We start from the raw sequence: 25259 nt of genomic DNA, 5'->3' as shown, positions 1-25259 counted from the left end.
GTCGCTCCAGCCCGCACCTGACGCTCCTCATCTCCCTTTATGAGAGAGCGTTAGGCTGAGGGTCATCACCCTTAATGTCGCGTTTCACTTCTGTATGCTCATCACCCTTCTCATTACGCAGGTGTACTTCGAGCTGGTTGAAGGCGATGTTGATGTTATTTTCGCGACACAGGCGATCAATCGTCCGGTTAAGTTCGTCCACCGCATAACTGCGATCGCGCAGTTCACGCACGTACAGCCGTAACTCATGATCCAGCGTACTTGCACCAAACGTGGTGAAGAAGACCGATGGCGCAGGATCGTGCATCACTTTCGGGTGCTCTTGCGCCGCCTGCAGTAAGACCTCTTTCACTTTATCCAGATCCGATCCATAGGCCACCCCCAGGCGGATCACCACGCGGGTCACGGTATCAGACAACGACCAGTTGATCAGACGTTCGGTGACGAATGCTTTGTTCGGAATGATGACCTCTTTGCGGTCAAAATCGGTAATAGTCGTGGCACGAATACGGATCTTACTGACCGTGCCAGAGAATGTCCCGATGGTGACCGTATCGCCGATACGCACCGGGCGTTCGAACAGAATAATCAGGCCGGAGACGAAGTTCCCGAAGATTTCCTGCAAACCAAAACCGAGACCAACAGAGAGCGCGGCGGCCAGCCACTGCAGTTTGTCCCAGGATACGCCCAGCGAACCGAAGACCGTCATGGCGCCGGCGACCAGAATCACATAGTTCAGGATAGTCGTGATCGCATAAGACGAGCCCTGGCGCATATTCAGGCGAGAAAGCACCAGCACTTCCAGCAAGCCCGGCAAGTTGCGAATCAAAGCCCAGGCGACCATCGATGAAACAAGCGCAAAGAGCAAACTGCCCATTGTGACGCTTTTCATCACAGCCGCCCCCGCTTCAGTGCCGCTGTATTGCCACAGAGTAATGCTGTCAAGATAGGCGAAAACGGTAATTAAATCCGACCAGATTGCCCAGAACATCACACCGAACAACGCCACCATCACCAGCATGGTAATACGCAACGTTTGCTGGTTAACCTGCTCAAGCGCGATCGTCGGCTCTTCCTGAGGTTCTGCGCCTTCAGCCCCCTCTTTCACCATATTCTGGCGACGAGCCAGGGCTCGGCGATAGGCAATACGGCGAGCAGCCACACTCAAGCCACGGAGCACGGTCTGATACAACAGATTCCAGATGATCACCAGATAGACGGTTTCAATCCAGCGACCGGACAAGCGCAGCGTTGTGTAGAAATAACCGGTTGCGGTAAGCACCATCAGCGCCAGCGGAATAATCGCCAGTACGGTAACGGTGATCAGACGAATATTGTGCGACTCTTTATCGCGCCAGCTATCGCGGCACATTGGCCACATCAGGACGGCAATAAGCAGCAGGTTAAGCAGGATAACCAGTTGTCCCAACACATCGTCCATCAGATGCAGAGGGGAGAGTTCTGCCACCACAGACCAGAAATGCAACGGCAGCAGCGCCAGGCTGATGCGCACAATCTGGCGACGCCAGTGGCTGGTCAGCTGTTCTGGCATGTTGAAATGCCGTACCGCCACGCCATCTTTTTCCAGTACCTTCCAGCACAGGCCGAACACCAGCCAGAACAGCGCCAGTTTTTTGCTGAATGCCCATAACAGATCGCTGATGTTGAGTTGCATCGTCAGCAGAATCAGGCCAACAGCCAAAATAATCAGACATACCGGCAATGCGCGAATCAGGTCGATTAAAATCGCTTTCGGCGTATGGAGCTGGCTGTCGTTACGCAGTTGTCCCACGTCATGGGCCAGCTTCGCCTGGTATTGCTTCAGCCAACCAAGTCGCCAGCGGATTAACCCGGCAATCAGCAGGAGCGGTAAACCAGCAAGGAAAGCGATCATGACCGCAGGCCAGGCTTTCTCCCAGTTCACGGTAATTTTCATACTCTTGATCTGGGATTTCAGGGTTTCCGGGAAAGATTTAATCCAGTCCCAGTCCATAGGTTTGTTACTGTTCACCCAGAAGATTTGCTGAGTCAGGATCTCTTGCAGGTTTTTAGACACACTGACTAACTGCTGCTGATTGATCTGCAGGTTAATCGCCATCATCAGCTGGTTGCCAAGCTGTTTGTTGAGCTGGTCGAGCAGCTCACGGCGCATATCGACCACCTGCAACAATGCATCGTGAACTTCGCTGTTCACTTCGCTGGAGTGGCCTTCTTCCAGTTTGGCCACAAAGGTATCACTCTGGAAAAGCGTGTCACGTTGCTGGTTTACGTCAAATTGTTCCAGACGTAAATCGGCAATACGATTGGTCATATCTTCCAGCTCATCCGCGGATGGCAGCGTCTGTTGTTGCTGGTAGAGAATACGTGACAGCAGGAGACTGCCTTTCAGGACGGCAATCTGCTCTTTAATGTTACGTTCAGCCTGTAGCGCGCGATCCAGCCAGTTTTTCACTTTGATATTTTGCTGGACCAGCGTGTTACCGCTTTCTGTTGCCTGAATCAGGCGCTGGCTGAGTTGATGGTTAACATCAAGCTCCTGCTTAACCAGTGGATTAGCCTGAATACGCGCTGTCTCGTCCGGCGACACGGCTTCCTGAGCCGTTTTTTCCGTCAGCGTAAGACGTTTACTGTTTACCGCCTCCTGCAACAGCTGAAGCTGGTGCTCAAGGCGATTAATGTTAGCCGTGACGTAATCACGCTGTTTTTGCAACGTATCCTGCAACACCGTATTGCCTTCCAGGCTCTTACGTTGCTGTTCTATTTGTGCGTTAAGCAACGTTTGCTGGATCTGCAACAATGTCTGCTGAGTGGGACGTAAAGCCCCTTCTCCCACGCTCGTACCATTCAGACGATTACGGATTTGCTGTAATTGCTGAGACGCAGCATACATCGCGTTTTGCACACGCTCAGGCTGGGTTTGCAGTGACACGAGCTGGCTGTTGTAGGTTGCCAGATCGGCCTGAGCCGTCTGCAAATCGTCGAGTGATTGGGTGACTCGTGACTCCAGTTGGCGCAACGAGAGTGTCGCCAGCGTTTTGCGGGTTTCATCATCATTATCAACGTCGCTCAGCCCACTGAGCGCATCCATCGCCTTGCGCATAGTGTCTGGCGCTTGAGTGACTTTCTGACGAAGCTGCGCCGTTTCGGCTTTCACCCGGTCAATTTTATCTAGCGTTTCAAGCGTTTCTGTCAAATCCTGCTGAATCAGTTTTTCCTGAGCCGACAAATTTTTCTGTTTATTCAGGGCATCAAGCTGCGACTGAACGTCAGCCCGCGTTGGAATATCATTGGCATTATCCGCGCGAGCATAGGAAACAGACGCTGTAGCAAAGAAAAACAGCATGGAGAAAAGAAATGCAAAAACAATGTGTTGCGATCGAGTGTAGTGCTGCATATTCATGAATGTGATGTGAGAAGATGACCGAGAATAGTCGTGCGCGAAGAATATCATGTCAGCCCTGAGCAGAATAGCGTGAACAGAAACGTCCTGGATAATTCCTGGCCAGGTTTAAGCAGGAAGAGGCGTCGGCCCACTGCGCAAAGTTGGGCAAAACTGACACATTTCGAGCAAAATCTCGACATAATTGCGTGCTTCCTGTTTCAGGTCGAACGACTGCGGGGCAAATAGCCAGTTCTCCATCAGACCCGAAATGTAGCTACGCATCAGGATTGCGGTTCTCCGTGTCAGAAGATTTGCCGGTAACATTTTTGCCTGAATACACTGGTTAAGCGTCAACTCGATACGGTCATAGCTTTCCAGACAGAGGCTTCGTTGTGCCTGCTGTACCACTGCCATTTCTCCGACAAACTCGCATTTATGGAAAATGATTTCCATCATCAGGCGGCGACGCTCTTCAACAACTGTAGCTTCAAGGATATATACTAATATTTCTCTTAGAACTGAGAGTGGATCGTCGGGGAATTTTGCCCGATACTCAGTCTCTAGATCACCAATACTGGACTCTGAAAGCTCCCAAATTTCACTAAATAAGTCTGACTTGTCTTTGAAATGCCAGTAAATCGCTCCCCGCGTGACGCCTGCGGCCTGAGCAATCTGTGCCAACGAGGTTGATGAGACGCCCTGCTGAGAGAACAAACGCATAGCCACATCGAGTATGTGTTGCCGGGTTTCAAGCGCTTGTTGTTTGGTTTTTCGTGCCATACGTCAGTGATTTTACAGGAGTCAGATTTACATACATTTATGAATGTATGTACCATAGCATGACGATAATATAAACGCAGCAATGGGTTTTTGGACATTTGATCCATTGATCAATTTGAAATCGGACACTCGAGGTTTACATATGAACAAAAACAGAGGGTTAACGCCTCTGGCGATCGTTCTGATGCTCTCAGGCGGCTTAGCGCTTACAGGATGTGATGAGAAACAGGCTCAACAAGGAGCGCAGCAGATGCCAGAAGTTGGTGTCGTGACGCTCAAAACCGAACCTCTCCAGATAACAACAGAATTACCAGGCCGTACAAGTGCTTACCGCGTTGCTGAAGTTCGTCCTCAGGTCAGTGGCATTATCCTGAAACGTAACTTCACCGAGGGTGGTGATATTCAGGCGGGTGTTTCTCTGTATCAGATTGATCCAGCAACCTATCAGGCCGCTTATGAGAGTGCTAAGGGCGATCTGGCGAAAGCAGAAGCTGCAGCCAAAATTTCGCAACTGACGCTCAATCGCTACAAAAAACTGCTGGGCACGCAGTATATCAGCCAACAGGATTACGACACTGCAGTGGCTGATGCACAACAGGCCAATGCTGCCGTCGTCGCTGCAAAAGCTGCGGTTGAAACTGCTCGAATTAACCTGGCTTATACCAAAGTGACCTCGCCTATCAGCGGCCGTATTGGTAAATCTGCGGTAACTGAAGGCGCATTAGTCCAGAACGGACAAGCCACTGCGCTGGCAACCGTGCAGCAGCTTGACCCGATCTACGTTGACGTAACCCAATCCAGCAACGATTTCCTGCGTCTGAAACAAGAGCTGGCGAATGGCACGCTGAAACAAGAAAACGGTAAAGCCAAAGTGGAACTCGTTACCAATGACGGTATCAAGTTCCCGCAGTCAGGCACGCTGGAGTTTTCTGACGTTACTGTCGATCAGACCACGGGTTCCATCACCTTACGTGCGATTTTCCCTAACCCTGACCACACGTTGTTGCCAGGTATGTTTGTTCGCGCACGCCTGGAAGAAGGGACTAACCCAACCGCACTTTTGGTTCCTCAACAGGGTGTAACCCGTACGCCGCGTGGCGATGCGAGTGCGCTGGTTGTGGGTGCTGATGACAAAGTCGAAACACGTAATATCACTGCATCGCAGGCGATTGGCGATAAGTGGCTGGTGACGGAAGGTCTGAAAGATGGCGATCGCGTGATTGTTACTGGTTTGCAAAAAGTACGTCCTGGCGCGCAGGTAAAAGCACAGGAAGTCGCTTCTGACAATAAACAACAAGCCGCAGCTGATGGCCAGTCAGAACAAACCAAGTCTTAACTTAAACAGGAGCCGTTAAGACATGCCTAATTTCTTTATCGATCGCCCCATATTTGCGTGGGTGATTGCCATTATCATCATGCTCGCAGGGGGTCTGGCGATCCTGAAACTGCCCGTAGCGCAATATCCGACGATTGCGCCTCCGGCTGTTTCGATCACCGCAACCTACCCTGGGGCGGATGCTAAAACGGTGCAGGATACCGTTACTCAGGTTATCGAACAGAACATGAACGGTATCGATAACCTGATGTACATGTCCTCAAACAGTGACTCAACCGGTACAGTCCAAATCACCCTGACCTTCCAGTCAGGTACAGATGCGGATATCGCGCAGGTACAGGTGCAGAACAAACTGCAGCTGGCGATGCCATTGCTGCCGCAGGAAGTACAACAGCAGGGTGTGAGCGTCGAGAAATCGTCCAGTAGCTTCCTGATGGTTGTCGGCGTTATCAACACCAACGGCACAATGACGCAGGAAGATATTTCTGACTACGTCGGCGCAAACATGAAGGACGCCATTAGTCGTACTTCTGGTGTAGGTGACGTTCAGCTGTTTGGTTCTCAGTACGCTATGCGTATCTGGATGGACCCGAATAAGCTTAATAACTTCCAGTTAACGCCTGTTGACGTGATCAGCGCAATTAAAGCGCAGAACGCCCAGGTTGCAGCCGGTCAGTTAGGCGGTACGCCGCCGGTGAAAGGCCAGCAACTTAACGCCTCGATTATCGCGCAAACGCGTCTGACCTCAGCGGATGAATTCAGTAAAATTCTGCTGAAAGTGAATCAGGATGGTTCACAGGTTCGCCTGCGTGACGTCGCGAAAGTGGAACTGGGTGGCGAAAACTACGACATCATTGCGAAGTTTAACGGTAAACCAGCATCCGGTCTGGGTATTAAACTGGCGACGGGTGCAAACGCCCTGGATACGGCGACCGCTATTCGTGCTGAACTGAAGAAAATGGAACCTTTCTTCCCGTCCGGCCTGAAAATCGTTTATCCATACGACACCACACCGTTCGTGAAAATCTCTATTCACGAAGTGGTGAAAACGCTGGCAGAAGCGATCATCCTGGTCTTCCTGGTCATGTATCTGTTCCTGCAAAACTTCCGCGCGACGTTGATTCCAACCATCGCGGTTCCGGTTGTCTTGCTGGGGACATTTGCCATTCTGGCGGCCTTTGGCTTCTCGATAAACACCCTGACGATGTTCGGGATGGTCCTGGCGATAGGCTTGCTCGTCGATGACGCCATCGTGGTGGTGGAAAACGTCGAGCGTGTCATGTCAGAAGAAGGGCTACCGCCGAAAGAAGCCACGCGTAAATCAATGGGCCAGATCCAGGGCGCATTGGTGGGTATTGCGATGGTGCTGTCTGCGGTATTCATCCCGATGGCCTTCTTTGGGGGGTCAACCGGTGCGATTTACCGTCAGTTCTCCATTACCATCGTGTCGGCAATGGCACTGTCCGTACTGGTTGCGTTAATTCTGACCCCAGCGCTGTGTGCCACCATGCTGAAACCGATCGCGAAAGGCGATCATGGTGAAGGTAAGAAAGGCTTCTTCGGCTGGTTTAACCGCATGTTTGATAAGAGCACGCACCATTACACCGACAGCGTAGGCAATATCCTGCGCAGCACCGGTCGTTATCTGCTGCTCTACATCATCATCGTGGTCGGCATGGCTTATCTGTTCGTTCGTCTGCCAAGTTCATTCCTGCCAGATGAAGACCAGGGCGTATTCCTGACCATGGCGCAGCTTCCGGCGGGTGCATCGCAAGAACGTACCCAGAAAGTGCTGGATGAAGTGACCAATTACTACCTGACGAAAGAAAAAGCTAACGTTGAATCCGTGTTTGCGGTTAACGGCTTTGGTTTTGCAGGTCGTGGTCAGAACACCGGTATTGCCTTCGTCTCCCTGAAAGACTGGAGCGAACGCCCAGGCTCAGAGAACAAAGTCGAAGCGATCACTGGTCGTGCAATGGGAACCTTCTCGCAGATTAAAGATGCGATGGTGTTCGCCTTTAACCTGCCAGCGATTGTTGAACTGGGTACAGCAACCGGTTTTGACTTCCAGCTGATCGACCAGGCGGGTCTGGGTCACGAAAAACTGACGCAAGCGCGTAACCAACTGTTTGGTGAAGTGGCAAAACACCCTGACCTGCTGGTCGGTGTTCGTCCAAACGGTCTGGAAGATACCCCGCAATACAAGATCGATATCGATCAGGAAAAAGCGCAGGCATTGGGCGTTTCCATTAGTGATATCAATACCACGCTGGGCGCTGCCTGGGGCGGTAGTTACGTCAACGACTTCATCGACCGCGGTCGCGTGAAGAAAGTATACGTGATGTCCGAAGCCCAATACCGTATGTTGCCGAACGACATCAATAACTGGTACGTGCGTGGCAGTAATGGTCAGATGGTTCCGTTCGCCGCCTTCTCGACTTCTCATTGGGAATACGGTTCACCTCGTCTGGAACGCTATAACGGCCTGCCATCGATGGAAATCCTCGGTCAGGCAGCACCAGGCAGAAGTACCGGTGAAGCCATGAACCTGATGGAAGAGCTGGCAAGCAAACTGCCTGCCGGGATCGGCTATGACTGGACGGGAATGTCTTACCAGGAACGTTTATCTGGTAACCAGGCCCCAGCCCTGTATGCGATCTCGCTGATTGTGGTCTTCCTGTGTCTGGCAGCATTGTATGAGAGCTGGTCAATTCCGTTCTCGGTTATGCTGGTTGTTCCGTTAGGGGTTATCGGTGCGCTGCTTGCAGCAACGTTCCGTGGTCTGACGAACGACGTCTACTTCCAGGTGGGCCTGCTGACAACCATTGGCTTGTCGGCGAAGAACGCGATACTTATCGTTGAATTCGCCAAAGATCTGATGGACAAAGAAGGCAAGGGCCTGATTGAAGCGACGCTGGAAGCTGTTCGTATGCGTCTGCGCCCTATCCTGATGACGTCGCTGGCGTTCATCCTTGGGGTTCTGCCGCTGGTAATCAGCTCTGGCGCAGGCTCCGGTGCACAGAATGCCGTTGGTACAGGCGTAATGGGTGGGATGGTTACCGCGACTGTACTCGCTATCTTCTTCGTTCCGGTGTTCTTCGTGGTGGTCCGCCGCCGCTTCAGCCGGAAAAGTGAAGATGTTGAGCATAATCACTCAGTAGAACACCACTGATACCGGTTTCACCCTATAAAAAGGCCGCATTAGCGGCCTTTTTCATTCCACTGTAAAAATCATAAAATACGCTTATTGTCGGTTTATTTATTTTCTGCCATTGTAATAAGACATACCATATTTATCCGTTAACTCAATCGACGAACTTATGGTTTTTTTAATTTCATTTCCCCCCATAAGTTATTAGGAATATTCCTAGTTATTTTGATATGAGACCTGAAGACCTGAATCTACACTTCATTTGAAGGTTATGGCTAACTCAATGAATCGTAAGGACACGGTAAAAAATAAGGGTGGATTAAGATAACATCGCCATACTTTTGACAGATAATTGCGTAACAATTCGCAACGTGGCTTTTTAATTGTAATTTTTCGTAATAGCGCGGTGAAATCTTGATCAGAGTGGCTTATAGTTAGAGATATCAGGAAAACAGCACCCGTTGCGGCTAAGTATGTTGTATCCATCCCGACATTGATGCTCGGTGAGTAAGAAATCACTCAAAAGGGGATGCGCTATGGACGAGTACTCGCCAAAAAGGCATGATATCGCGCAGTTGAAATTTCTCTGCGAAACCTTGTACCATGACTGCCTTGCCAATCTTGATGAAAGCAACCATGGCTGGGTTAATGACCCGACGTCTGCCATCAATTTACAGCTGAATGAGCTGATAGAGCATATAGCAACCTTCGCACTTAATTATAAAATTAAGTACAATGAAGATAATAAACTGATTGAGCAAATTGACGAATACCTGGATGACACTTTTATGTTGTTCAGCAGCTACGGCATTAACGCGCAGGATTTGCAAAAATGGCGTAAATCGGGAAACCGGCTATTCCGCTGTTTCGTCAACGTGAGTAGAGCTAACCCTGTTAGCCTCTCCTGTTAAAATTATTACAATGACTAAGGTGAATTTATGTCTGATAAACCATTAACCAAGATCGATTATTTGATGCGCTTAAGACGTTGTCAGTCAATTGACACGCTCGAACGTGTTATTGAAAAAAATAAATACGAGCTGTCCGATAACGAACTGGCGGTATTTTATTCAGCAGCTGACCACCGTCTTGCCGAGTTAACAATGAATAAGCTTTATGACAAAATCCCTTCTTCTGTGTGGAAATTTGTTCGTTAATCCGTGAGGATTGATTGTAATGGCTGTGCTGCAGTTTCTAAGCTGAATTCACCTTTCGCATTACACTCCCTGTGTGACAGACAGGTCCCCGAGTTAAATGAACCCTTAAGCAACAATGTTGTGACAGTAATCACATCAGCAATTTGGGAACGTTCCCTTTTTGACAGGAGCACTTTACTCTGAGGTCATAAACCGAACCAGTGAGGTTGCCATGAGTGAAGAAAAGCAAAAGATGATTGCAGGTGAACATTACCGCCCCGGTGATGAGACGTTACGGGCAGAGCGTTTACGCGCCCGCCATTTGATTCACCGCTATAACCATACCGCTCCGGACGATAAAAAAGAACGCCAGCTATTACTGGCTGAACTTCTGGGACAAAGCGAAGGTGCTTATATAGAACCGAGCTTTCGTTGCGATTACGGCTATAACATCTTTCTCGGAAAAGAATTCTACGCTAACTTTGACTGCGTAATGCTTGATGTGTGTCCTATTCATATTGGTGATAACTGTATGCTCGCACCAGGCGTTCATATCTATACCGCCACACATCCCCTGGATGCAGCTGAACGTAATAGCGGCGTTGAGTTTGGCAAACCGGTCACCATCGGGAATAATGTCTGGATTGGCGGACGCGCAGTGATCAACCCTGGCGTTACCATCGGAGATAACGTTGTTGTCGCTTCTGGCGCGGTTGTCACCAAAGATGTGCCATCGGATGCGGTGGTGGGCGGCAATCCGGCTAAGATCATCAAAACACTGTAAAAGATGAGATCAGTAACTGTTATGATCTTTCAACGCGTAACTGTTACTTTTTTCACCCGACCCAGTTTCTTAAAATAGGCAGATCCCCCCTGTATTTTGCAAAATTCATGAAGGCATAAAATGACAGAGATACAGCGCCTGCTCACCGCAACCATCGATGATCTTAACACCCGCGAAAAGCGCGACAATCGCCCGCGCTTTAGCATTAGCTTTATCCGCAAACATCCTGGGCTGTTTGTTGCGATGTACGCCGCCTGGCTTGCAACACTGGTCGTGATGCTGCAATCCGAAACGCTGGCCGACTCCGTCTGGCTACTTGTTGTGCTGTTTGTCGTCTTTAATGCCTTTTTCTTTTTCGACGTGCATCCGCGCTACCGTTACGAAGATATCGACGTACTTGATTTTCGCGTTTGCTATAACGGCGAATGGTATAACACCCGTTATGTGCCATCTGACCTTATCGACAGCATTATGCATTCACCCTCGGTTGACGACGGGCAAAAAGAGAAATTGCAGAAAATGGTGTCAACCAAAGGGGAGTTATCGTTTTACGATGTCTTTACGCTTTCCCGCCCAGTAGCTGCGTAATAATGGCTTGCAATCGCCTTATCCCTGGGGCGAACTGAGAGGCAGAGGTATTACCGTACCCCAATACCAGGCCGGTTTGCCGTTGCTTCTCATCAAAGTAGTACCCGCTCAGTGCAGCGGGTGCGAGTTGAAATGCCTTTGCATGTTGCACAACAGCTTTGTCATCAATTCCTTCGATGGCAACTGTCAAATGCATCCCGCCTTCTCCCGCCAAAACACGATGAGCAATCCTGAGCTCAGAGCTGAGAATCTCACGCAGTTGCCGATAGCGTTTACGATACAACCGACGCATAGCAGCAAGATGCCGCGCATAGTGCCCCTCTTCAATAAACAGCGCCAGCGTCCGCTGTTCAGCCCTGTGCCCTCCGCGAAGCAGTGAGCCAATGGCCGGTTGTACGGCCTTCGCCAGCGCGGGCGGGAATACCATGAAACCGATGCGCAGTGACGGAAACAACGTTTTGCTGAATGTCCCCAGATAAACCACCGGCGCATTCTTTATCATCCCCAGCATGGCGGGAACCGGCTCACCGCTGTAACGAAATTCACTGTCGTAGTCATCTTCAATTATCCAGGCTTTATTCTGCTGGGCTACCTCCAGTAATCCCAGCCTCCGGCGAGCGCTGAGTACGCTTCCATACGGAAACTGGTGGGATGGAGAAGTAAAAATAAGTGCCGGAGATGCCACATTTTTCTCGTCCCAGCACATTCCTTCATCATCAACAGGCATTCCCAGCATCGTCAGGCTGGATTGCGAAAAAGCACTTTTAGCGCCGGCATAACCTGGGTCTTCAATCCAGGCAACATCCCCTGGCTCACTCAGCAGTTGAGTACACAGTTTCACCCCCTCCAGCGCACCTTCCGTAATCACGATCTGGCTGGCATCACAGTCGATGCCGCGTGATAGCGCCAGATGACGAGCAATAGCTTCACGTAATGTGTATTCCCCTGCAGGGTCACCATAGCCTAACAATGCGCTTCCCTCCTCCCGCAGAACGCGATCGTACAAACGCCGCCAGAGCGGCAAAGGGAAATAGTTGATGGCAGGCGTGCCTGGCGTGAAGGCCGGAACGGGTGTTCCACGTGGGGTCGGTGCTGGCAGTGTCGCCACCCGTTTTGCCAGTGTCACCACAGGCTCCAGTAAATTCTGCGCGATGTTTTGATGCGCCAACTGCGCTACCCGCGTGCCCTGTCGACTGCGTAATAAATATCCCTCAAGCGTGAGTTGCTCCAGGGCTGCATTCACGGTGTTGCGGGAGAGAGATAACTGCTGTGCAAGTACGCGTGATCCCGGTAATCGGCAGTCTGCCTGCAACCGTCCATGCAGAATGGCTTCTCGCAGAGCAAGATAGAGTGCACGCTGGCGAGTCTCTTCGCCGCGGTTTTGTAGCGCGCTGCCAATCAATGCAAAAAGCGCATCACCGGGTATGTTCATGCTTTCCTCCGTGGTACTACAAAAACATACCTTAGTGGTTCTTTTTAAGGAACCACTTCTTCCCTACTCTGAAATTCTTCACACCATCACGGAAATTAACATGAACACATTCAATCAGTTTGGTCAGCCCGTAGGGAAAGCACTTAACGACTGGCAGCCACGACCACACCCTTCTCGTGTGGAACTCGATGGTCATTATTGTCGCCTTGAGCCATTGCGCGTGGAACATGCTGAAGCGCTGTTTTCGGCCTACCAACAGGCAGAAGATACGCGAAGCTGGACATGGTTGTTACGTGAACCCGATACCACAGTCAGTGAATTCACGAAATGGGTCGAAAGCGTTTGCCACTTATCCGACCCCATTCATTTTGCCGTGATCGACAATCAGACTGACTCCCCGGTGGGGTCACTCGCATTGATGCGTATCGATCCTAAAAACGGGGTTGTTGAGGTTGGCCATGTGCATTTTTCGCCGTTACTGAGCCGGACGCCAATGTCGACAGAGGCACAATATCTGCTGATGCGATATGTGTTCGAAACATTGGGTTACCGTCGCTATGAATGGAAATGCAATAGCCTGAACGAGCCTTCGCGTCGCGCAGCGCTGCGTCTGGGCTTTCAGTATGAAGGGCGTTTTCGTCAGGCACTGGTCATTAAAGGGCATAACCGGGATACCGACTGGTTTTCAATCATTGATAGCGAGTGGCAAACATTAGAATATGCCTTTCAGAACTGGCTTGCCCCCGACAATTTTACCGCCGACGGCAAGCAGATAAGATCCCTGGAAAGTTGGCGTGAAGTAATTAATTAACGTCTTTTCTTGCGTCCCTGCACCGCTTTAAAACGCGGGTTAGATTTACAAATGACGTACAGGCGTCCCTTGCGTTTGACTATCTGGCAATCCGGGTGACGCTGTTTTGCACTGCGCAGTGAGTTAAGAACCTGCATGGTTAGCTCCGTTTCGCGTTAATAAAGCCACCAAAACGCTGGCGGAAGCGTGCAGCACTGCCTTCTGTCGAGAAGGTTTTCTGCTTACCGGTATAGTACGGATGTGATTTTGACGACACTTCAATGGTGATATACGGATACGTCTCACCATCGAGTTCGATCTCCCGGTCGGTCTTAATGGTTGAGCCGACTTTAAAGTATTCATTTGCACTGGTGTCATGGAAGACAACCGTGCGATAGGCTGGGTGGATATCAGGTTTCATCGCAGACTCTTCGTGTTTTGTTATAACATAACAAAATAATATCTGAGTCATCCGGCAAAAACAACCCCCGCTAACTGGAGTGCGTGCTGGCGTTTTTTCTTATTCACCGTAACCGGAATCAGATCAACGCGTGCCACATGCTATAACTGTATCATTCCACAATTAAATATTTTGACTCCGGCGAGTTGACTCCGTGCCCTGGAGCAGGCATTTGAGAAAGGAAACAGTGGCATGAGAACCCGACATTTAGTCAGCCTGATTACCGGAATATTGATCTTTGCAGTACTAATACCGATTTGTCTCAGTGTGTGGTTAGCGCATCGCCAGGCGGAAGAAAAATTTATTGATGCGCTAGATAACTATTCATCTCGTGTGTTGATCCGCACCGACAGAGTTGTTCAGCAGGCAAAAGAGGCACTGGCGCAATTACAGGCTTACAAGGCCATTCCTTGTAGTCATGATCATTTGCGGGAAATGCGCCGGGTAGCGTTCTCATGGCGTTATGTCCAGGAAGTTATCTATGTCGACAACCTGAAACCTGTTTGTTCTTCGCTGGAACAAACCAGCCATGCCCTCCCTTTTCCGCCAGCAATGCGCATCACCAAAGATGGCTACAGCGCCTGGCTTACCCCGCAAAATGATATCGGCTTTAATCACTATATGACCGCACTGGGCAGGGGGCATTACCTGGTCATGATTGATCCCGCGTCTCTGGTAGACGTGATACCATTTGGCGCACTGCCTGTTGATGCAGCCCTGATTGGTCACACCAATAATCTCGTTTTCGCCAGCAGTACAGCGCTTGATCCGAATGTCCTCAATCTCCTGAAAAACAGGGACATCTCGCGTCTGCAATATAACGGCTCAATGTATATTACAAGGTCCGTTCCCGACCTGGGCTTTACCGTAGTCGCCTGGGCAACATTACAACCTCTGGATAAAGACTGGCATCAGCAACTTCTCTTCTGGCTTCCGTTTGGCACACTGATCAGCCTGCTTGCTGCGATCTTTGTATTGAGGATATTGCGCCACATACAGTCTCCGCGTAACCGCCTGCTCGATGCGATTAACAACCGTGATATCGTCGTGCATTATCAGCCAATCCTGGCCCTGAACAGTGGGAGAGTGGTAGGGGCAGAAGCTTTGGCGCGTTGGCCACAGCCAGATGGCAGTAACTTGTCACCCGATATTTTTGTGCCACTGGCAGAACAGTCGGGGTTAACGTCACAACTCACCCAGTTGGTGATTGAAAAAGTCTTTGAGGATATGGGTAACTGGTTGCATCTTCATCCTGAGCACCATATTTCCATTAACCTTTCGCCAGACGATCTGACTTCCGGCAAGCTTCCCCCACTACTGAGCCAACTGCTGAATCGCTGGCAAATCTCTCCTCAGCAAATCGCGCTGGAATTAACGGAACGGGGTTTTGCCGATCCCAAAGTCAGTGCGCCAGCGATTGCCGCGTTTCGTCGTTCAGGCCACGCCATTTACATCGACGATTTCGGTACGGGTTATTCCAGCCTGAGTTATCTTCAGGATTTAGATGTCGACACGCTGAAGATTGATAAATCCTTTGTAGATGCGCTGGAGTACAAGAATGTGACCCCGCATATTATCGAAATGGCGAAATCACTGAATCTGGCGATGGTTGCTGAGGGGATTGAAACAGAAGGCCAGCTCACCTGGCTGCGCCGTCATGGTGTGCAGTACGGACAAGGCTGGTTTTTCAGCAAGGCGCTGCCAAAAGTAGAATTCATTCTGTGGGCCGAACACAACCTCGATCCAGAGTAAGGTTTGCGCCTTACTTGAGATAGGATTTGATCACCTGCAATACCACGCCAAGATCGGCTTCGCGCTGATCTTCTTCGGGTTCTTTTACCACATGATCGGTTAAATGCCCTTCGATCACCTGCATCATCATCCCGTTCACCGCACCGCGGATCGCCGCCAGTTGCTGCAGTACATCCGCACACTCATGATCGCTATTGAGCATTTTTTCAAGCGCAGTGCTCTGCCCCTGAATTTTCTTCAGCCGAGTCAATAACATCTTCTTGTGGCGAACCGTATGTGACATCTCAGTATTCCTCTTATTTTTGCTTCTGAAGCATACCATGCTCTACTCCCTCTGAGTATTTTTCTACTGGGGGGTAGTATTAAACTACTGGGGGGGAGTAGTATCGATGCACTTTTTCCTTCCCTGGAACGTCCAATGACCGATTTCACTTCTCTCCTGCAACAAGGCAACGCATGGCTGTTTGTGCCCAGCGCAATCCTGCTCGGCGCACTACATGGCCTTGAGCCTGGCCATTCAAAAACCATGATGGCAGCGTTTATCGTGGCTATTCGCGGCACGCTCAGGCAAGCGATCCTTCTCGGGCTGGCAGCCACCTTTTCTCACACCGCAGTGGTGTGGATCATTGCCATGGCGGGTTTGTGGTTTGGTCGGGGATGGGATGCAAACACCTCTGAACCCTGGTTCCAGCTTATATCCGGGATGTTGATTATTGTGATCGCCCTATGGATGGCATGGCGGACCTGGAAAGCGAGCCAACCACACGATCATCATGAACATGACCATGACCATGACCATGATCACCAGCACGATCATGCACACCCACTCGTCGAAGAAGAGTGGCAGGACGCCCACCAACGCGCGCATGCTCAGGACATTAACCACCGATTCAGCGGACAAAACGTAACAACCGGGCAGATCGCCATGTTCGGCCTGACCGGAGGACTTATCCCCTGCCCGGCATCCATCACGGTATTGCTGATCTGCCTGCAACTGAAACACTTCGCACTCGGCGCAACACTGGTGTTCAGCTTCAGTATCGGGCTGGCACTAACGCTGGTTGCCTCCGGCGCGATTGCCGCACTGAGTCTCAAACATGCAACGAAACGCTGGCCAGGGTTCAGTGAGTTTTCGCGAAAAGCACCGTGGATCTCCGTTGCGTTAATCACGCTGGTAGGAATTTATATGAGCTTGCACGGTTTGACAGGAATTCCACGTTAATCAGTGCGGCCACCTGCGTGGCCGCCTCTGTTACAGGAAAGGAATTTAATTCTGCGACCAACTGAATGCATAGCGTAGCTGCCGGGTCTGCAGGATAAATTCTGGCGACACACTCGGGCTCCAGGAATCATCCCCGCCCACGCCCATATGGAACGCATCAAGATTGAGCCAACAACCCGGCTCTTCGCGCAGCAAATGGCGGTGAGTGGTATCACGCAACTGCTGTTGGCTATAGCGGCTCAGGGAGAAATGGAAATGCCCCTGCAACTGATGAGCACCAAACGCAAGCTCCCGGGTATCGCAGCGCAGGCCGTTTTCCGTTGGGAAGATGTACGGAGTATGCATCGCCTCCAGCGGTAACGTCCATCGCCCCTGCTGGGCTGCAAGTTTTCTGTCCGGATAGTTTTCATGCGGCCCTAAACCAAGCCAGTGCACAGCATCTGGCACTTGCGCGAGCTGACAGCTTAAGCCAATACGCGCTGGCTCCGGGATATCTGAAGCAATCTCAACCTGTACCTCTCCATGCAATACGCCATTGCTGTCAACCCGCCAGGCTTTACGGCTCAGAAACAGCACCCTACCCTGGTGTTCCCAGGCATGCAGTGTCGTCACAACCACTTCACTGGCATGTTGCTCCCCTTCGCACAACAGCATCCGTGAGGACACATCATACATTCCAGCCGCTTTCCAGCGTTCAACCCACGCATTCGGGTCGATGCGTGTCGACTCACTTACGCCGATATCATTATCCAGTGGCGCACGCGTGAGGTTATCCGTCAGCGGCGAGAGTAGCGTTTCAGCGCCATCCTTCCACCATTGCACCAGGTTTCCTGACGCACGATCGAACTGCCAGCGCTGATTCTGATGGCGGATCTCCAGAGTATGATCATGCCCGGTCAGCACCGGCGCGATACCAGCAGATACCACAGGAGCAACAAATAACGGTGCTGGAAGTGGCCATTGATCCCATGCGCAGCGATGGTTTACGGATGACCACGGTGTCGCCTGCGGCTGGAGTATCTCCACATTGAGCCAAATCTCTCCAGGTTCTGCTGCCAGCTCTGGCGCAGCAATCTCAAGACGTTGCCTGTCTTGCGGCGCAATTGAGAGCGCGACATTTCCGCTTGCCAGTAACGTTCCGTCCCGCGAAATCGACCAGTTGAGATGCTCATTGTCAGTATGACGGAACAGAAAATCACTCTGAACGTCAATGACCAGCGGCGACGTGCTCACCAGCGCGAAGGTAAAGAATTGCTGAGCGCGCTGTGCCTCGAATAAAGCCGGATGCGGAGTTCGATCGGGGAAAACCAGCCCATTCAGGCAAAACTGGCGGTCGTTCGGTTTATCGCCAAAATCACCGCCATACGCCCAAAATGTATTGCCATTTTCATCTTTCTTCGTCAGCGCCTGATCCACCCAGTCCCAGACAAACCCACCCTGCAAACGGGGATGGCTACGAAATGCATCCCAGTACTTCGCGAACCCGCCAAAGCTGTTGCCCATAGCATGAGCGTATTCACATAAAATCAGCGGTCGCGTCTCATCAGGCAAACCAATCCATTTCTTAATTGACCATTTTGGTACTGCCGGGAACGGCTGGTCCTGATCGACACGGGCGTACATCGGGCAAACAATATCAGTGGCTGCGGTATTTGCCCCGCCACCTTCATACTGTACAGGCCGGGTCGGGTCGGTCGTTTTCAGCCAGCGATAAAGGGCATCGTGGTTCGCACCGTGGCCAGATTCATTCCCTAGTGACCAGATGATAATGGAGGGATGATTGCGGTCGCGTTGCACCATACGGGTAACGCGCTCACTCATGGCAGGCAACCAACGAGGGTCGTCCGCCAGACGGCTCATTGGAACCATACCGTGAGTCTCGATATTGGCCTCATCCACGACATACACCCCATAGCGATCGCACAGGGTGTACCACAGAGGATGGTTCGGATAATGCGAACAACGCACAGCGTTAAAGTTATGCTGCTTCATCAGTTCAATATCGCGGCGCATTGTGACTTCATCCATCACCTGTCCATTTTCAGGATGATGCTCATGACGGTTCACTCCCCGGATCAGTAACGGCTTACCATTGAGCTTCAGCAAGCCATTACGGATCTCCACACGCCGGAATCCCACATCGCAAGCTTCATATTCCAGTACGCGACCCTGCTCGTTGATTAGCGCGATTGTCAGCCGGTACAAAGCGGGCGTTTCGGCACTCCACAATTCGGGCGCAGTAACCGGCATTGATACCGTTAAGCGCTCGGCCCAGCGACCACGCTCATCGATAATGACCGATCCCGGCCGCTCACTGGCACTGGCGCATTTCTCACCGTTACGCCACAAAGTCAGTGCCACCTCGCATCCGGCATAATCAGTGCCCGCAAGCGCCACATCAACCTTCAGCGTCGCACGATCCAGCTCAGCATTCAGTTCTGTTACAACGTGATAATCCGTAATTTGTGTCTCAGGTTTATGCAGCAGCGTCACATCACGGAATATACCGCTCATGCGCCACATATCCTGATCTTCAAGATAGCTGCCGTCACACCAGCGCAATACCATGATGGCCAGGCGGTTCTGGCCCGGCCGTAGCACCGCACTAAGATCAAACTCGGCAGGCAGGCGACTGTCCTGGGAATATCCCATCCACTGACCGTTACACCACAGATAAAAAGCAGAGTTCACCCCGTCAAACACAATACGGGTTTGCCCACTCTCCAGCCACGAATCGTCCATCTCAAATGTGAGCGAGTAACAACCCGTTGGATTTTCTGCCGGAACATACGGTGGGTTAACAGCAATTGGATAAGTGACGTTGGTATAGATTGGGGTATCAAAACCCTGCATCTGCCAGTTCGACGGGACAGGCATAGGGATCGCGTCGGAGCAATCCTCTTCAGTCCATGCCTGCGGAACGTGCTCTGGTGCAGAAAAGAAGCTGAAAAGCCAGTCCCCGTTAAGCGACCGCCTGCTTTGCGAAGGTACATCCTCTCTTGCGGACGCTTCATCGCGCCAGCTGTGAAATGGTGCATGGGCGGCCAGACGATTCCATTGTGTCACACCGGGATTTTCCCAGTCCCGACGGGCTAACAGTGTGCTGAGGATCAGCGGGGGAGTGGCAGACATTTCAACCTCTTTGCGAAGCGCTCACAATTTAAATCAACATGCCCTGGCAAAACCTTGTGGTAAAGCGTCTGATTACCGCGAAGCGAGTCAGATCACAAAAGTATTATTCTCGCGCCAACTGTTCCGCCAGCAATGCCAGCGCTCTCAACTGCCGGGCAAGATCCTCACGGTCAGCCTGACGGGGAATATGGCGTGCACTGGAATGTCGTGTAATCAGGGTAACGGGAAGCTGCTTCTGCCAGAGTTCACCGGCGCTTACAGGGGCTAACAGCCACTCAACACTTTGCTCGCCAGCCTCACGAAATGCCTGCCGAATCGTTGTGAGAGGGGGCGTAAACCAGGCGCTGTCCGCCGTGTCATCAAAACCGACAATTGATATCTGCCCAGGTATTGCAATCCCCTTTTCCGCGCAGGCCCGCATCACACCCAGTGCCATTTGGTCGTTCGCGACCAGAATGGCATCTGGCTGCACTGCACCCGATAAAATCTGATGACCTTTTTCATACCCGGACGCGGCGCTCCAGTCGCCTTTCACTACCGCGACAGGCTCAAGTCCAGCCTGGGTGAGTGTCTCCTGCCACCCCGCCAACCGCGCACGGGCGGACACCGAACTTTCAGGCCCACAGAGTAACGCAATACGCTGATGCCCCAGAGAGAGCAAATGCTCCGCCCCCAGTGCTGCGCCTTGTTCCGCGCTGAAAACCAGACTGTGCACCTGTGCACCAGGAGAAACGTCCAGGAACAAGATCGGAACAGGTGATGCCAGCGCCTGCAACTGCTCTGCATGCGCATCGTCAAGTGGAACATTCACCAGCAACGCCTCAACACGCTGGGCAAGCAGCTCCTGCAAAGCAGCCTGACACTGCCAGGCATTCTCCACCATGGAGATTAATACGCTCGCCCCTTTTTCTACCGCGCGGGATTTAACCGCAGAGACGATTTGCGAAGGGGCATGCAAGGCCAGATCGGTTGTCATCAACCCCAGCGTTCGGGTGCGTTTTCCTGCCAGCTGTTGTGCACCACGGTTAGGAACATAGTGCAGTTCCGCCATCGCTTTCTGCACCTTTTCCCGTGTACGAGCAGAGACATGCTCCGCATCGTTAATCACGCGCGAAACGGTCTGGTAAGAGACCCCCGCGAGGAGGGCTACGTCATAAAGAGTGATAGCTTTCATGCTTTCGGGCATCGCAAAGGGGGATTTCCCTTATTCTGGCACAGACAGCATACGAATACATGTGAGCGCTTCGCGGAATTAAACAACACGCTCAGGCTCTGGAACGTCAATGACCTGCGGTTTTTGACGAAACCACGGTAAGCAGAGCTGAATTAGCGGCCCGATAGTCAGCGCATACAACACAGTCCCTACTCCGAATGTTCCGCCCAGAACACAGCCGATCAGCAACACAGAGACCTCAATTGCTGTGCGTACACTTCGTACCGACCACCCCATTCGCGCATGAATACCCGTCATCAGGCCATCTCGCGGGCCCGCGCCAAACCCAGCCCCGATATACATCCCCGTCGCAATAGCATTCACCATTACAGCCGATATCAACAGCGCAATACGTACCGGTAAGGAAGTGAGTTCAGGCATCAGCGCCAGCGAGGCATCCGCAGCCAACCCCAGCACAATCACGTTACTGATCGTCCCAAGCCCTGGACGCTGACGCAGCGGGATCCAGAACAGAAGGACCACTGCCCCGGTCAAAATCATGACCGTGCCAATATCCATGGCCAGCAGTTTCGCTACCCCCAGATGAAACACATTCCACGGATCGGCCCCCAGATCCGCCCGAACGAACATGGCGGTCGAAAGGCCATAGAGCACCAACCCGATGTAAAGCTGTAATAAGCGACGTAGCATTTTTTATTCTCCTGTTATCCAGGCTTTCATCTTCGGTGAAAATGGTCTTATGATTAATGTCCAGTTTCTAAATAGTGGACTGCATATGTCATCACGTCGTTTTGGTAGTCAGTCATTGGTTCGTTTATTAGGTCACTGGCAGCAAACGCCATCCCGAACGCCACTCTGGCGTCAACTGGCAGATGCGGTACGTCTGTTAATTCTTGACGGCAGACTGGCACTTGATACGCGCTTGCCTGGAGAGCGGGAACTGGCTTCAGCTCTGGACCTGAGCCGGACCACCATCAGCACGGCTCTGGCTCACCTGCGTGAAGAAGGGTATCTGGAGAGCCGCCACGGGAGCGGGTCACGCGTGATACTGCCCGATGCCCGTGCCGTCCCAACACTCTCAGCAGCCAGCGCGGCACTGGATCTCTCTACTGCCGCGCTCAACGCCGGGCCTGAAATTCACCAGGCGTATACTCATGCCCTGACGGCAATCACGCCGCATCTTTCCCTGACCGGGTACGACCAACTGGGTTTGATCGCGCTGCGTGAAGCGATTGCCGCACGTTATACCGCACGCGAGCTTCCCACCAGGGCAGATGAAGTCATGGTAGTGAATGGCGCAGTGAGTGGTTTTGCACTGGTTTTGCGAATGATGACCGGCCCCGGCGATCGCGTCGTCGTCGATCATCCAACCTATCCATTGGCGATTGCCGCCATTCAGGGGGCGCTATGTCGCCCAGTGGGGGTCGCACTTCCCGAGACGGGCTGGGACACAGATGGTTTTGCCGCAACGCTCGCACAAACCGCACCGCGTCTGGCCTATCTGATGCCAGATTTCCATAACCCCACGGGACGTTGTATGGAGAGTGAGACCCGTAAAACAATAGCCGACATCGCCGCTCAGACCCGTACCACGCTGGTGGTGGATGAAACCATGGTCGATCTCTGGTTTGATTCCCCGCCGCCGCCGCCACTGGCATCGTTCAATCCTGAAGCATCCATCATCACGTTAGGTTCCGCAGGGAAAAGCTTCTGGGGCGGGCTGCGTCTTGGCTGGATCCGCGCTTCATCAAGAACCATTGCCACGCTGGCTCAAACGCGCGACACCCTCGATCTTGGCTCTCCTCTTCTGGAACAACTGGCAACACGCTGGCTTATCGAGAATAGCCACGATTTTCTGCCCGCGCGCCGGAACATGCTGAGTGAACGCCGTCACCGTTGCAGTAAGCTTTTGCATGAACATTTCCCGGAATGGGCGTTCAGGGAGCCGGAAGGTGGACTGTCGTTCTGGGTTGAATTGCCCGGAATGGTGGCAACACAGCTTGCGGCCAGGGCTGAGACGCTGGGGATCAATCTTGGCACAGGCACTCGTTTTGGTTTGTCGGGGGCGTTTGACCGCTATTTACGCATGCCCTTTTCACTGGAGCCCGATGAGCTTGAAAGCGCACTGATGAGAATCAAACCCTTATGGGCCGCGCTAAATAAAAACACACCGGCAGTAAAAAAGAGTCTGGTGTAATGGGCAGGAGATTAAAAATCAGAAGCTGCAATATTAATTACTTGCATAATGATTGTGATAAAAATCACATATAATTTCGCGAAAAAAAACAATAAAAACTGCTGACTGTAATGCATGCAGTCAGCAGTTTTCACAGGTCAGTGCTTAGTGCTGAGGAGGTATGGGAAAACCCTTAAGTGAAATAACGAAACTTTCACCTTCTTTCTTTATTTTTGCACCGGTATCACACCAGTCAGACGCAATACGAAAGAACTCATCACTTCCTACATTCCAGCCAAGACGTACATGTTTCACATAGCCCGAACGAAGCAGATCGCAGGCCTCTTTGTAGTCGTTGGCGGTCGACAGTTGTTGTTTCATTTTCTCTTCTTCAGAAGTTTACGTAGAGCTTTGATTTCTTTAGGAGTAAAAGGAGTTACGCTCTCTTCTTCCGTATGCTGATTATCAATATCCTCTTCCGATACTCCCGCCTCTTCTACTGTTTCAAATGCCAACAGCAGCAATTTCTCGGTGGTTACGCTTAAATTCTCATTATTCACTTCTGCGTAATGGCGAAGTCTTTCTTTTAGCGCTTCATCAATTTTAACGTTTAATACCGCAGTAACCATGATCGTCACATCCCTTCGGAATAAGTTCTTTATTTAATACACGAAGTTAACATTGTAATCCAGATATATATTTTTTACTTATAACAAGGAGAAAATGCCCAATAATAAAATGCCAGTCTATTATTACAGGTTTATGACAAAAATATTTCATCTGGATGAATGATATATTACATATCACGCTTATTACCTTTTGATTACTGTGGAATAAGGTCGTTGGCGTAGAGAGGTACAGGTCGTACGAAGCGTAGGAAACGTCAAGGAGAGCACAAATGGGTGGGGGCCCTGCCAGCTACATCCCGGCACACACGTCATCTGCCTTGGCTGCTTCCTTCCGGATCTGACCTGGTAAACAGAGTAGTGTTGCGGGAGAACCAACAGAGCCCCCATTGAGAGCGTTGTTAACCAACGCGCTGGCGCATTATCCCTGCACAGGATCGCAATTGCAAGTTAACCGCGACCGTATGATGGTTTATTGCGCAAAGTGCGCGATCTATCAGGTATTATCTCCGTTTCACATTGCAGATCGCACAAGGAAGAGACGACGATGATACTCAAAATTAGACCAGCCATGCCTGAAGATGTTCCGGGATTGTTCGCTGTCCGTACGTCGGTGACCGAAAACGCCATGACATATGAAGAGATGCAAGCGCTCGGAATAACGGAAGCAACCGTTTGTAGCATGATTGAGGCGTCAGAATGCGCCTGGGTCGCTACCGAGAATCAGCATGTTGTCGGGTTTTCAATGATCCTTCCTGAAGATGGTTGTCTGTTTGCGGCATTCGTTCTTCCTCACTATGAAGGGCAAGGCCTGGGGAAAAAACTGGTACACGCTGCGGAACAGGCTCTGTTCAGGGACAACCCGCTTATCTGGCTTGAAACCGGTAAAAACACACGAGCAGCGGGATTTTACCGTCGCCTGGGCTGGAAACATGCACAGGATGTCGGTGAGGGAGATATCCGGCTTGAAAAGTCCCGGCAGGAGCAATAAATGGACGAACACGACACTTTCCCGCAACGCGTATGGCAAATTGTGGCCTCTATTCCCGAGGGATTTGTCACCACTTACGGTGACGTTGCACGCCTGGCGGGCTCACCACGCGCGGCCCGACAGGTCGGCGGCGTACTTAAGCGTTTACCAGAAGGCAGTACGCTCCCCTGGTATCGGGTGGTGAATCGTCATGGAACCATCTCCCTCACAGGGCCGGATTTACAACGTCAGCGTCAGGCGTTGCTCACCGAAGGGGTACAGGTTTCAGGCTCAGGGAAGATCGATTTACAGAAATATCGCTGGGTTTACTAGAACGGATGCCCTCTCCTGCTGGAGAGGGCACTGAG

At 51.5% G+C, this 25259-nt stretch carries 21 protein-coding genes, 1 other RNA gene and 2 pseudogenes; 12 read left to right on the top strand and 12 right to left on the bottom strand.

Annotation, left to right across the window (positions count from 1 at the left end; all coding sequences use genetic code 11):
* Window positions 1–37: 37 nt before the first annotated feature.
* Both mscK and acrR read right to left on the bottom strand, forming a co-directional pair.
* Window positions 38–3394: a mechanosensitive channel MscK gene (gene mscK, locus HV346_RS05170; protein WP_181622496.1), complete on the bottom strand. Its 3357-nt coding sequence runs from the start codon at window positions 3392–3394 to the stop codon at window positions 38–40.
* A 114-nt stretch (window positions 3395–3508) separates the two neighbouring features.
* The gene (gene acrR, locus HV346_RS05165; RefSeq protein WP_181622495.1) at window positions 3509–4162 is read right to left on the bottom strand and encodes a multidrug efflux transporter transcriptional repressor AcrR; all 654 of its coding nucleotides are present in this window, start codon (window positions 4160–4162) and stop codon (window positions 3509–3511) included.
* 142 nt (window positions 4163–4304) lie between these two features.
* On the opposite strand from acrR, the gene acrA reads away from it, so the two are divergent.
* From acrA to HV346_RS05135, 6 genes are all read left to right on the top strand, one after another.
* Window positions 4305–5498 (top strand): multidrug efflux RND transporter periplasmic adaptor subunit AcrA, encoded by a 1194-nt coding sequence (gene acrA, locus HV346_RS05160; protein ID WP_181622494.1) that lies wholly within the window; start codon window positions 4305–4307, stop codon window positions 5496–5498.
* A gap of 22 nt (window positions 5499–5520) precedes the next feature.
* Complete coding sequence (gene acrB, locus HV346_RS05155; RefSeq protein WP_181622493.1) at window positions 5521–8670, top strand: multidrug efflux RND transporter permease subunit AcrB; 3150 nt, start codon at window positions 5521–5523, stop codon at window positions 8668–8670.
* Window positions 8671–9185: 515 nt separating this feature from the next.
* Window positions 9186–9560 carry an Hha toxicity modulator TomB gene (tomB, locus tag HV346_RS05150; RefSeq protein WP_181622492.1) on the top strand — a complete coding sequence of 125 codons (375 nt, stop codon included), beginning with the start codon at window positions 9186–9188 and terminating at the stop codon, window positions 9558–9560.
* Between the two features lie 27 nt (window positions 9561–9587).
* Window positions 9588–9806, top strand: coding sequence for an HHA domain-containing protein (locus tag HV346_RS05145; protein ID WP_181622491.1), 219 nt, complete (start codon window positions 9588–9590; stop codon window positions 9804–9806).
* Between the two features lie 211 nt (window positions 9807–10017).
* On the top strand, window positions 10018–10569 hold the full coding sequence (gene maa / locus HV346_RS05140) for a maltose O-acetyltransferase (protein WP_181622490.1): 552 nt from the start codon (window positions 10018–10020) through the stop codon (window positions 10567–10569).
* A gap of 120 nt (window positions 10570–10689) precedes the next feature.
* A complete protein-coding gene (locus tag HV346_RS05135) occupies window positions 10690–11157 on the top strand; it encodes a YlaC family protein (RefSeq protein WP_181622489.1) in 468 nt (155 codons plus the stop codon).
* Here the strand turns inward: HV346_RS05135 and HV346_RS05130 are convergent.
* Entirely contained in the window at window positions 11129–12589 is a 1461-nt protein-coding gene (locus tag HV346_RS05130) for a PLP-dependent aminotransferase family protein (protein ID WP_181622488.1), read from the bottom strand. The two genes, HV346_RS05135 and HV346_RS05130, sit on opposite strands and share 29 nt — an antisense overlap.
* 100 nt (window positions 12590–12689) lie before the next feature.
* Here HV346_RS05130 and HV346_RS05125 point away from each other — a divergent pair, with 100 nt between their 5' ends.
* Window positions 12690–13400 (top strand): GNAT family protein, encoded by a 711-nt coding sequence (locus tag HV346_RS05125; protein ID WP_181622487.1) that lies wholly within the window; start codon window positions 12690–12692, stop codon window positions 13398–13400.
* Here the strand turns inward: HV346_RS05125 and ykgO are convergent.
* Window positions 13397–13537, bottom strand: coding sequence for a type B 50S ribosomal protein L36 (ykgO, locus tag HV346_RS05120; RefSeq protein WP_003859006.1), 141 nt, complete (start codon window positions 13535–13537; stop codon window positions 13397–13399). The two genes, HV346_RS05125 and ykgO, sit on opposite strands and share 4 nt — an antisense overlap.
* A gap of 2 nt (window positions 13538–13539) precedes the next feature.
* A complete protein-coding gene (locus tag HV346_RS05115) occupies window positions 13540–13800 on the bottom strand; it encodes a type B 50S ribosomal protein L31 (protein WP_181622486.1) in 261 nt (86 codons plus the stop codon).
* 231 nt (window positions 13801–14031) lie between these two features.
* Here HV346_RS05115 and HV346_RS05110 point away from each other — a divergent pair, with 231 nt between their 5' ends.
* Window positions 14032–15591, top strand: coding sequence for an EAL domain-containing protein (locus tag HV346_RS05110; protein ID WP_181622485.1), 1560 nt, complete (start codon window positions 14032–14034; stop codon window positions 15589–15591).
* A gap of 10 nt (window positions 15592–15601) precedes the next feature.
* On the opposite strand, the gene HV346_RS05105 is transcribed toward HV346_RS05110, so the two are convergent.
* A complete protein-coding gene (locus HV346_RS05105; RefSeq protein ID WP_181622484.1) occupies window positions 15602–15874 on the bottom strand; it encodes a metal/formaldehyde-sensitive transcriptional repressor in 273 nt (90 codons plus the stop codon).
* 135 nt (window positions 15875–16009) lie between these two features.
* On the opposite strand from HV346_RS05105, the gene HV346_RS05100 reads away from it, so the two are divergent.
* Complete coding sequence (locus HV346_RS05100) at window positions 16010–16813, top strand: nickel/cobalt efflux protein RcnA (protein WP_181622483.1); 804 nt, start codon at window positions 16010–16012, stop codon at window positions 16811–16813.
* 45 nt (window positions 16814–16858) lie between these two features.
* On the opposite strand, the gene HV346_RS05095 is transcribed toward HV346_RS05100, so the two are convergent.
* The 3 genes from HV346_RS05095 to HV346_RS05085 form a co-directional block, all read right to left on the bottom strand.
* On the bottom strand, window positions 16859–19945 hold the full coding sequence (locus HV346_RS05095; protein WP_181622482.1) for a beta-galactosidase: 3087 nt from the start codon (window positions 19943–19945) through the stop codon (window positions 16859–16861).
* A gap of 103 nt (window positions 19946–20048) precedes the next feature.
* Window positions 20049–21119: a LacI family DNA-binding transcriptional regulator gene (locus tag HV346_RS05090; protein ID WP_181622481.1), complete on the bottom strand. Its 1071-nt coding sequence runs from the start codon at window positions 21117–21119 to the stop codon at window positions 20049–20051.
* Window positions 21120–21197: 78 nt separating this feature from the next.
* On the bottom strand, window positions 21198–21809 hold the full coding sequence (locus HV346_RS05085; protein ID WP_181622480.1) for a hypothetical protein: 612 nt from the start codon (window positions 21807–21809) through the stop codon (window positions 21198–21200).
* Window positions 21810–21894: 85 nt separating this feature from the next.
* Here HV346_RS05085 and HV346_RS05080 point away from each other — a divergent pair, with 85 nt between their 5' ends.
* The gene (locus HV346_RS05080; protein ID WP_181622479.1) at window positions 21895–23316 is read left to right on the top strand and encodes a PLP-dependent aminotransferase family protein; all 1422 of its coding nucleotides are present in this window, start codon (window positions 21895–21897) and stop codon (window positions 23314–23316) included.
* A 144-nt stretch (window positions 23317–23460) separates the two neighbouring features.
* Here HV346_RS05080 and HV346_RS05075 read toward each other — a convergent pair whose 3' ends face one another.
* From HV346_RS05075 to ffs, 3 genes are all read right to left on the bottom strand, one after another.
* Window positions 23461–23676, bottom strand: a complete 216-nt coding sequence (locus HV346_RS05075) for a hypothetical protein (RefSeq protein ID WP_166717255.1) — start codon at window positions 23674–23676, stop codon at window positions 23461–23463.
* A complete protein-coding gene (locus HV346_RS05070; protein WP_181622478.1) occupies window positions 23673–23924 on the bottom strand; it encodes a hypothetical protein in 252 nt (83 codons plus the stop codon). Before HV346_RS05070 ends, HV346_RS05075 begins: the two co-directional genes overlap by 4 nt.
* A 280-nt stretch (window positions 23925–24204) precedes the next feature.
* Window positions 24205–24301, bottom strand: an RNA gene (gene ffs / locus HV346_RS05065) — signal recognition particle sRNA small type.
* Window positions 24302–24468: 167 nt separating this feature from the next.
* On the opposite strand from ffs, the pseudogene HV346_RS23520 reads away from it, so the two are divergent.
* Both HV346_RS23520 and HV346_RS05055 read left to right on the top strand, forming a co-directional pair.
* Window positions 24469–24810: pseudogene (locus HV346_RS23520) on the top strand (GNAT family N-acetyltransferase); the annotation flags it as partial.
* A gap of 52 nt (window positions 24811–24862) precedes the next feature.
* Window positions 24863–25224 (top strand): annotated as a pseudogene (locus tag HV346_RS05055) (MGMT family protein).
* Window positions 25225–25259 lie beyond the last annotated feature (35 nt).

This window comes from Enterobacter sp. RHBSTW-00994 (assembly GCF_013782625.1).
Classification (GTDB): Bacteria; Pseudomonadota; Gammaproteobacteria; order Enterobacterales; family Enterobacteriaceae; genus Enterobacter.
This window is presented reverse-complemented; position numbering and strand designations above follow the sequence as displayed.

Excerpts from the sequence above, each read along its gene's own strand:
- mscK (WP_181622496.1), bottom strand. The coding sequence starts at position 3,394 with ATGCAGCACTACACTCGATCGCAACACATTGTTTTTGCATTTCTTTTC.
- acrR (WP_181622495.1), bottom strand. The coding sequence starts at position 4,162 with ATGGCACGAAAAACCAAACAACAAGCGCTTGAAACCCGGCAACACATA.
- acrA (WP_181622494.1), top strand. The coding sequence starts at position 4,305 with ATGAACAAAAACAGAGGGTTAACGCCTCTGGCGATCGTTCTGATGCTC.
- acrB (WP_181622493.1), top strand. The coding sequence starts at position 5,521 with ATGCCTAATTTCTTTATCGATCGCCCCATATTTGCGTGGGTGATTGCC.
- tomB (WP_181622492.1), top strand. The coding sequence starts at position 9,186 with ATGGACGAGTACTCGCCAAAAAGGCATGATATCGCGCAGTTGAAATTT.
- HV346_RS05145 (WP_181622491.1), top strand. The coding sequence starts at position 9,588 with ATGTCTGATAAACCATTAACCAAGATCGATTATTTGATGCGCTTAAGA.
- maa (WP_181622490.1), top strand. The coding sequence starts at position 10,018 with ATGAGTGAAGAAAAGCAAAAGATGATTGCAGGTGAACATTACCGCCCC.
- HV346_RS05135 (WP_181622489.1), top strand. The coding sequence starts at position 10,690 with ATGACAGAGATACAGCGCCTGCTCACCGCAACCATCGATGATCTTAAC.
- HV346_RS05130 (WP_181622488.1), bottom strand. The coding sequence starts at position 12,589 with ATGAACATACCCGGTGATGCGCTTTTTGCATTGATTGGCAGCGCGCTA.
- HV346_RS05125 (WP_181622487.1), top strand. The coding sequence starts at position 12,690 with ATGAACACATTCAATCAGTTTGGTCAGCCCGTAGGGAAAGCACTTAAC.
- ykgO (WP_003859006.1), bottom strand. The coding sequence starts at position 13,537 with ATGCAGGTTCTTAACTCACTGCGCAGTGCAAAACAGCGTCACCCGGAT.
- HV346_RS05115 (WP_181622486.1), bottom strand. The coding sequence starts at position 13,800 with ATGAAACCTGATATCCACCCAGCCTATCGCACGGTTGTCTTCCATGAC.
- HV346_RS05110 (WP_181622485.1), top strand. The coding sequence starts at position 14,032 with ATGAGAACCCGACATTTAGTCAGCCTGATTACCGGAATATTGATCTTT.
- HV346_RS05105 (WP_181622484.1), bottom strand. The coding sequence starts at position 15,874 with ATGTCACATACGGTTCGCCACAAGAAGATGTTATTGACTCGGCTGAAG.
- HV346_RS05100 (WP_181622483.1), top strand. The coding sequence starts at position 16,010 with ATGACCGATTTCACTTCTCTCCTGCAACAAGGCAACGCATGGCTGTTT.
- HV346_RS05095 (WP_181622482.1), bottom strand. The coding sequence starts at position 19,945 with ATGTCTGCCACTCCCCCGCTGATCCTCAGCACACTGTTAGCCCGTCGG.
- HV346_RS05090 (WP_181622481.1), bottom strand. The coding sequence starts at position 21,119 with ATGAAAGCTATCACTCTTTATGACGTAGCCCTCCTCGCGGGGGTCTCT.
- HV346_RS05085 (WP_181622480.1), bottom strand. The coding sequence starts at position 21,809 with ATGCTACGTCGCTTATTACAGCTTTACATCGGGTTGGTGCTCTATGGC.
- HV346_RS05080 (WP_181622479.1), top strand. The coding sequence starts at position 21,895 with ATGTCATCACGTCGTTTTGGTAGTCAGTCATTGGTTCGTTTATTAGGT.
- HV346_RS05075 (WP_166717255.1), bottom strand. The coding sequence starts at position 23,676 with ATGAAACAACAACTGTCGACCGCCAACGACTACAAAGAGGCCTGCGAT.
- HV346_RS05070 (WP_181622478.1), bottom strand. The coding sequence starts at position 23,924 with ATGGTTACTGCGGTATTAAACGTTAAAATTGATGAAGCGCTAAAAGAA.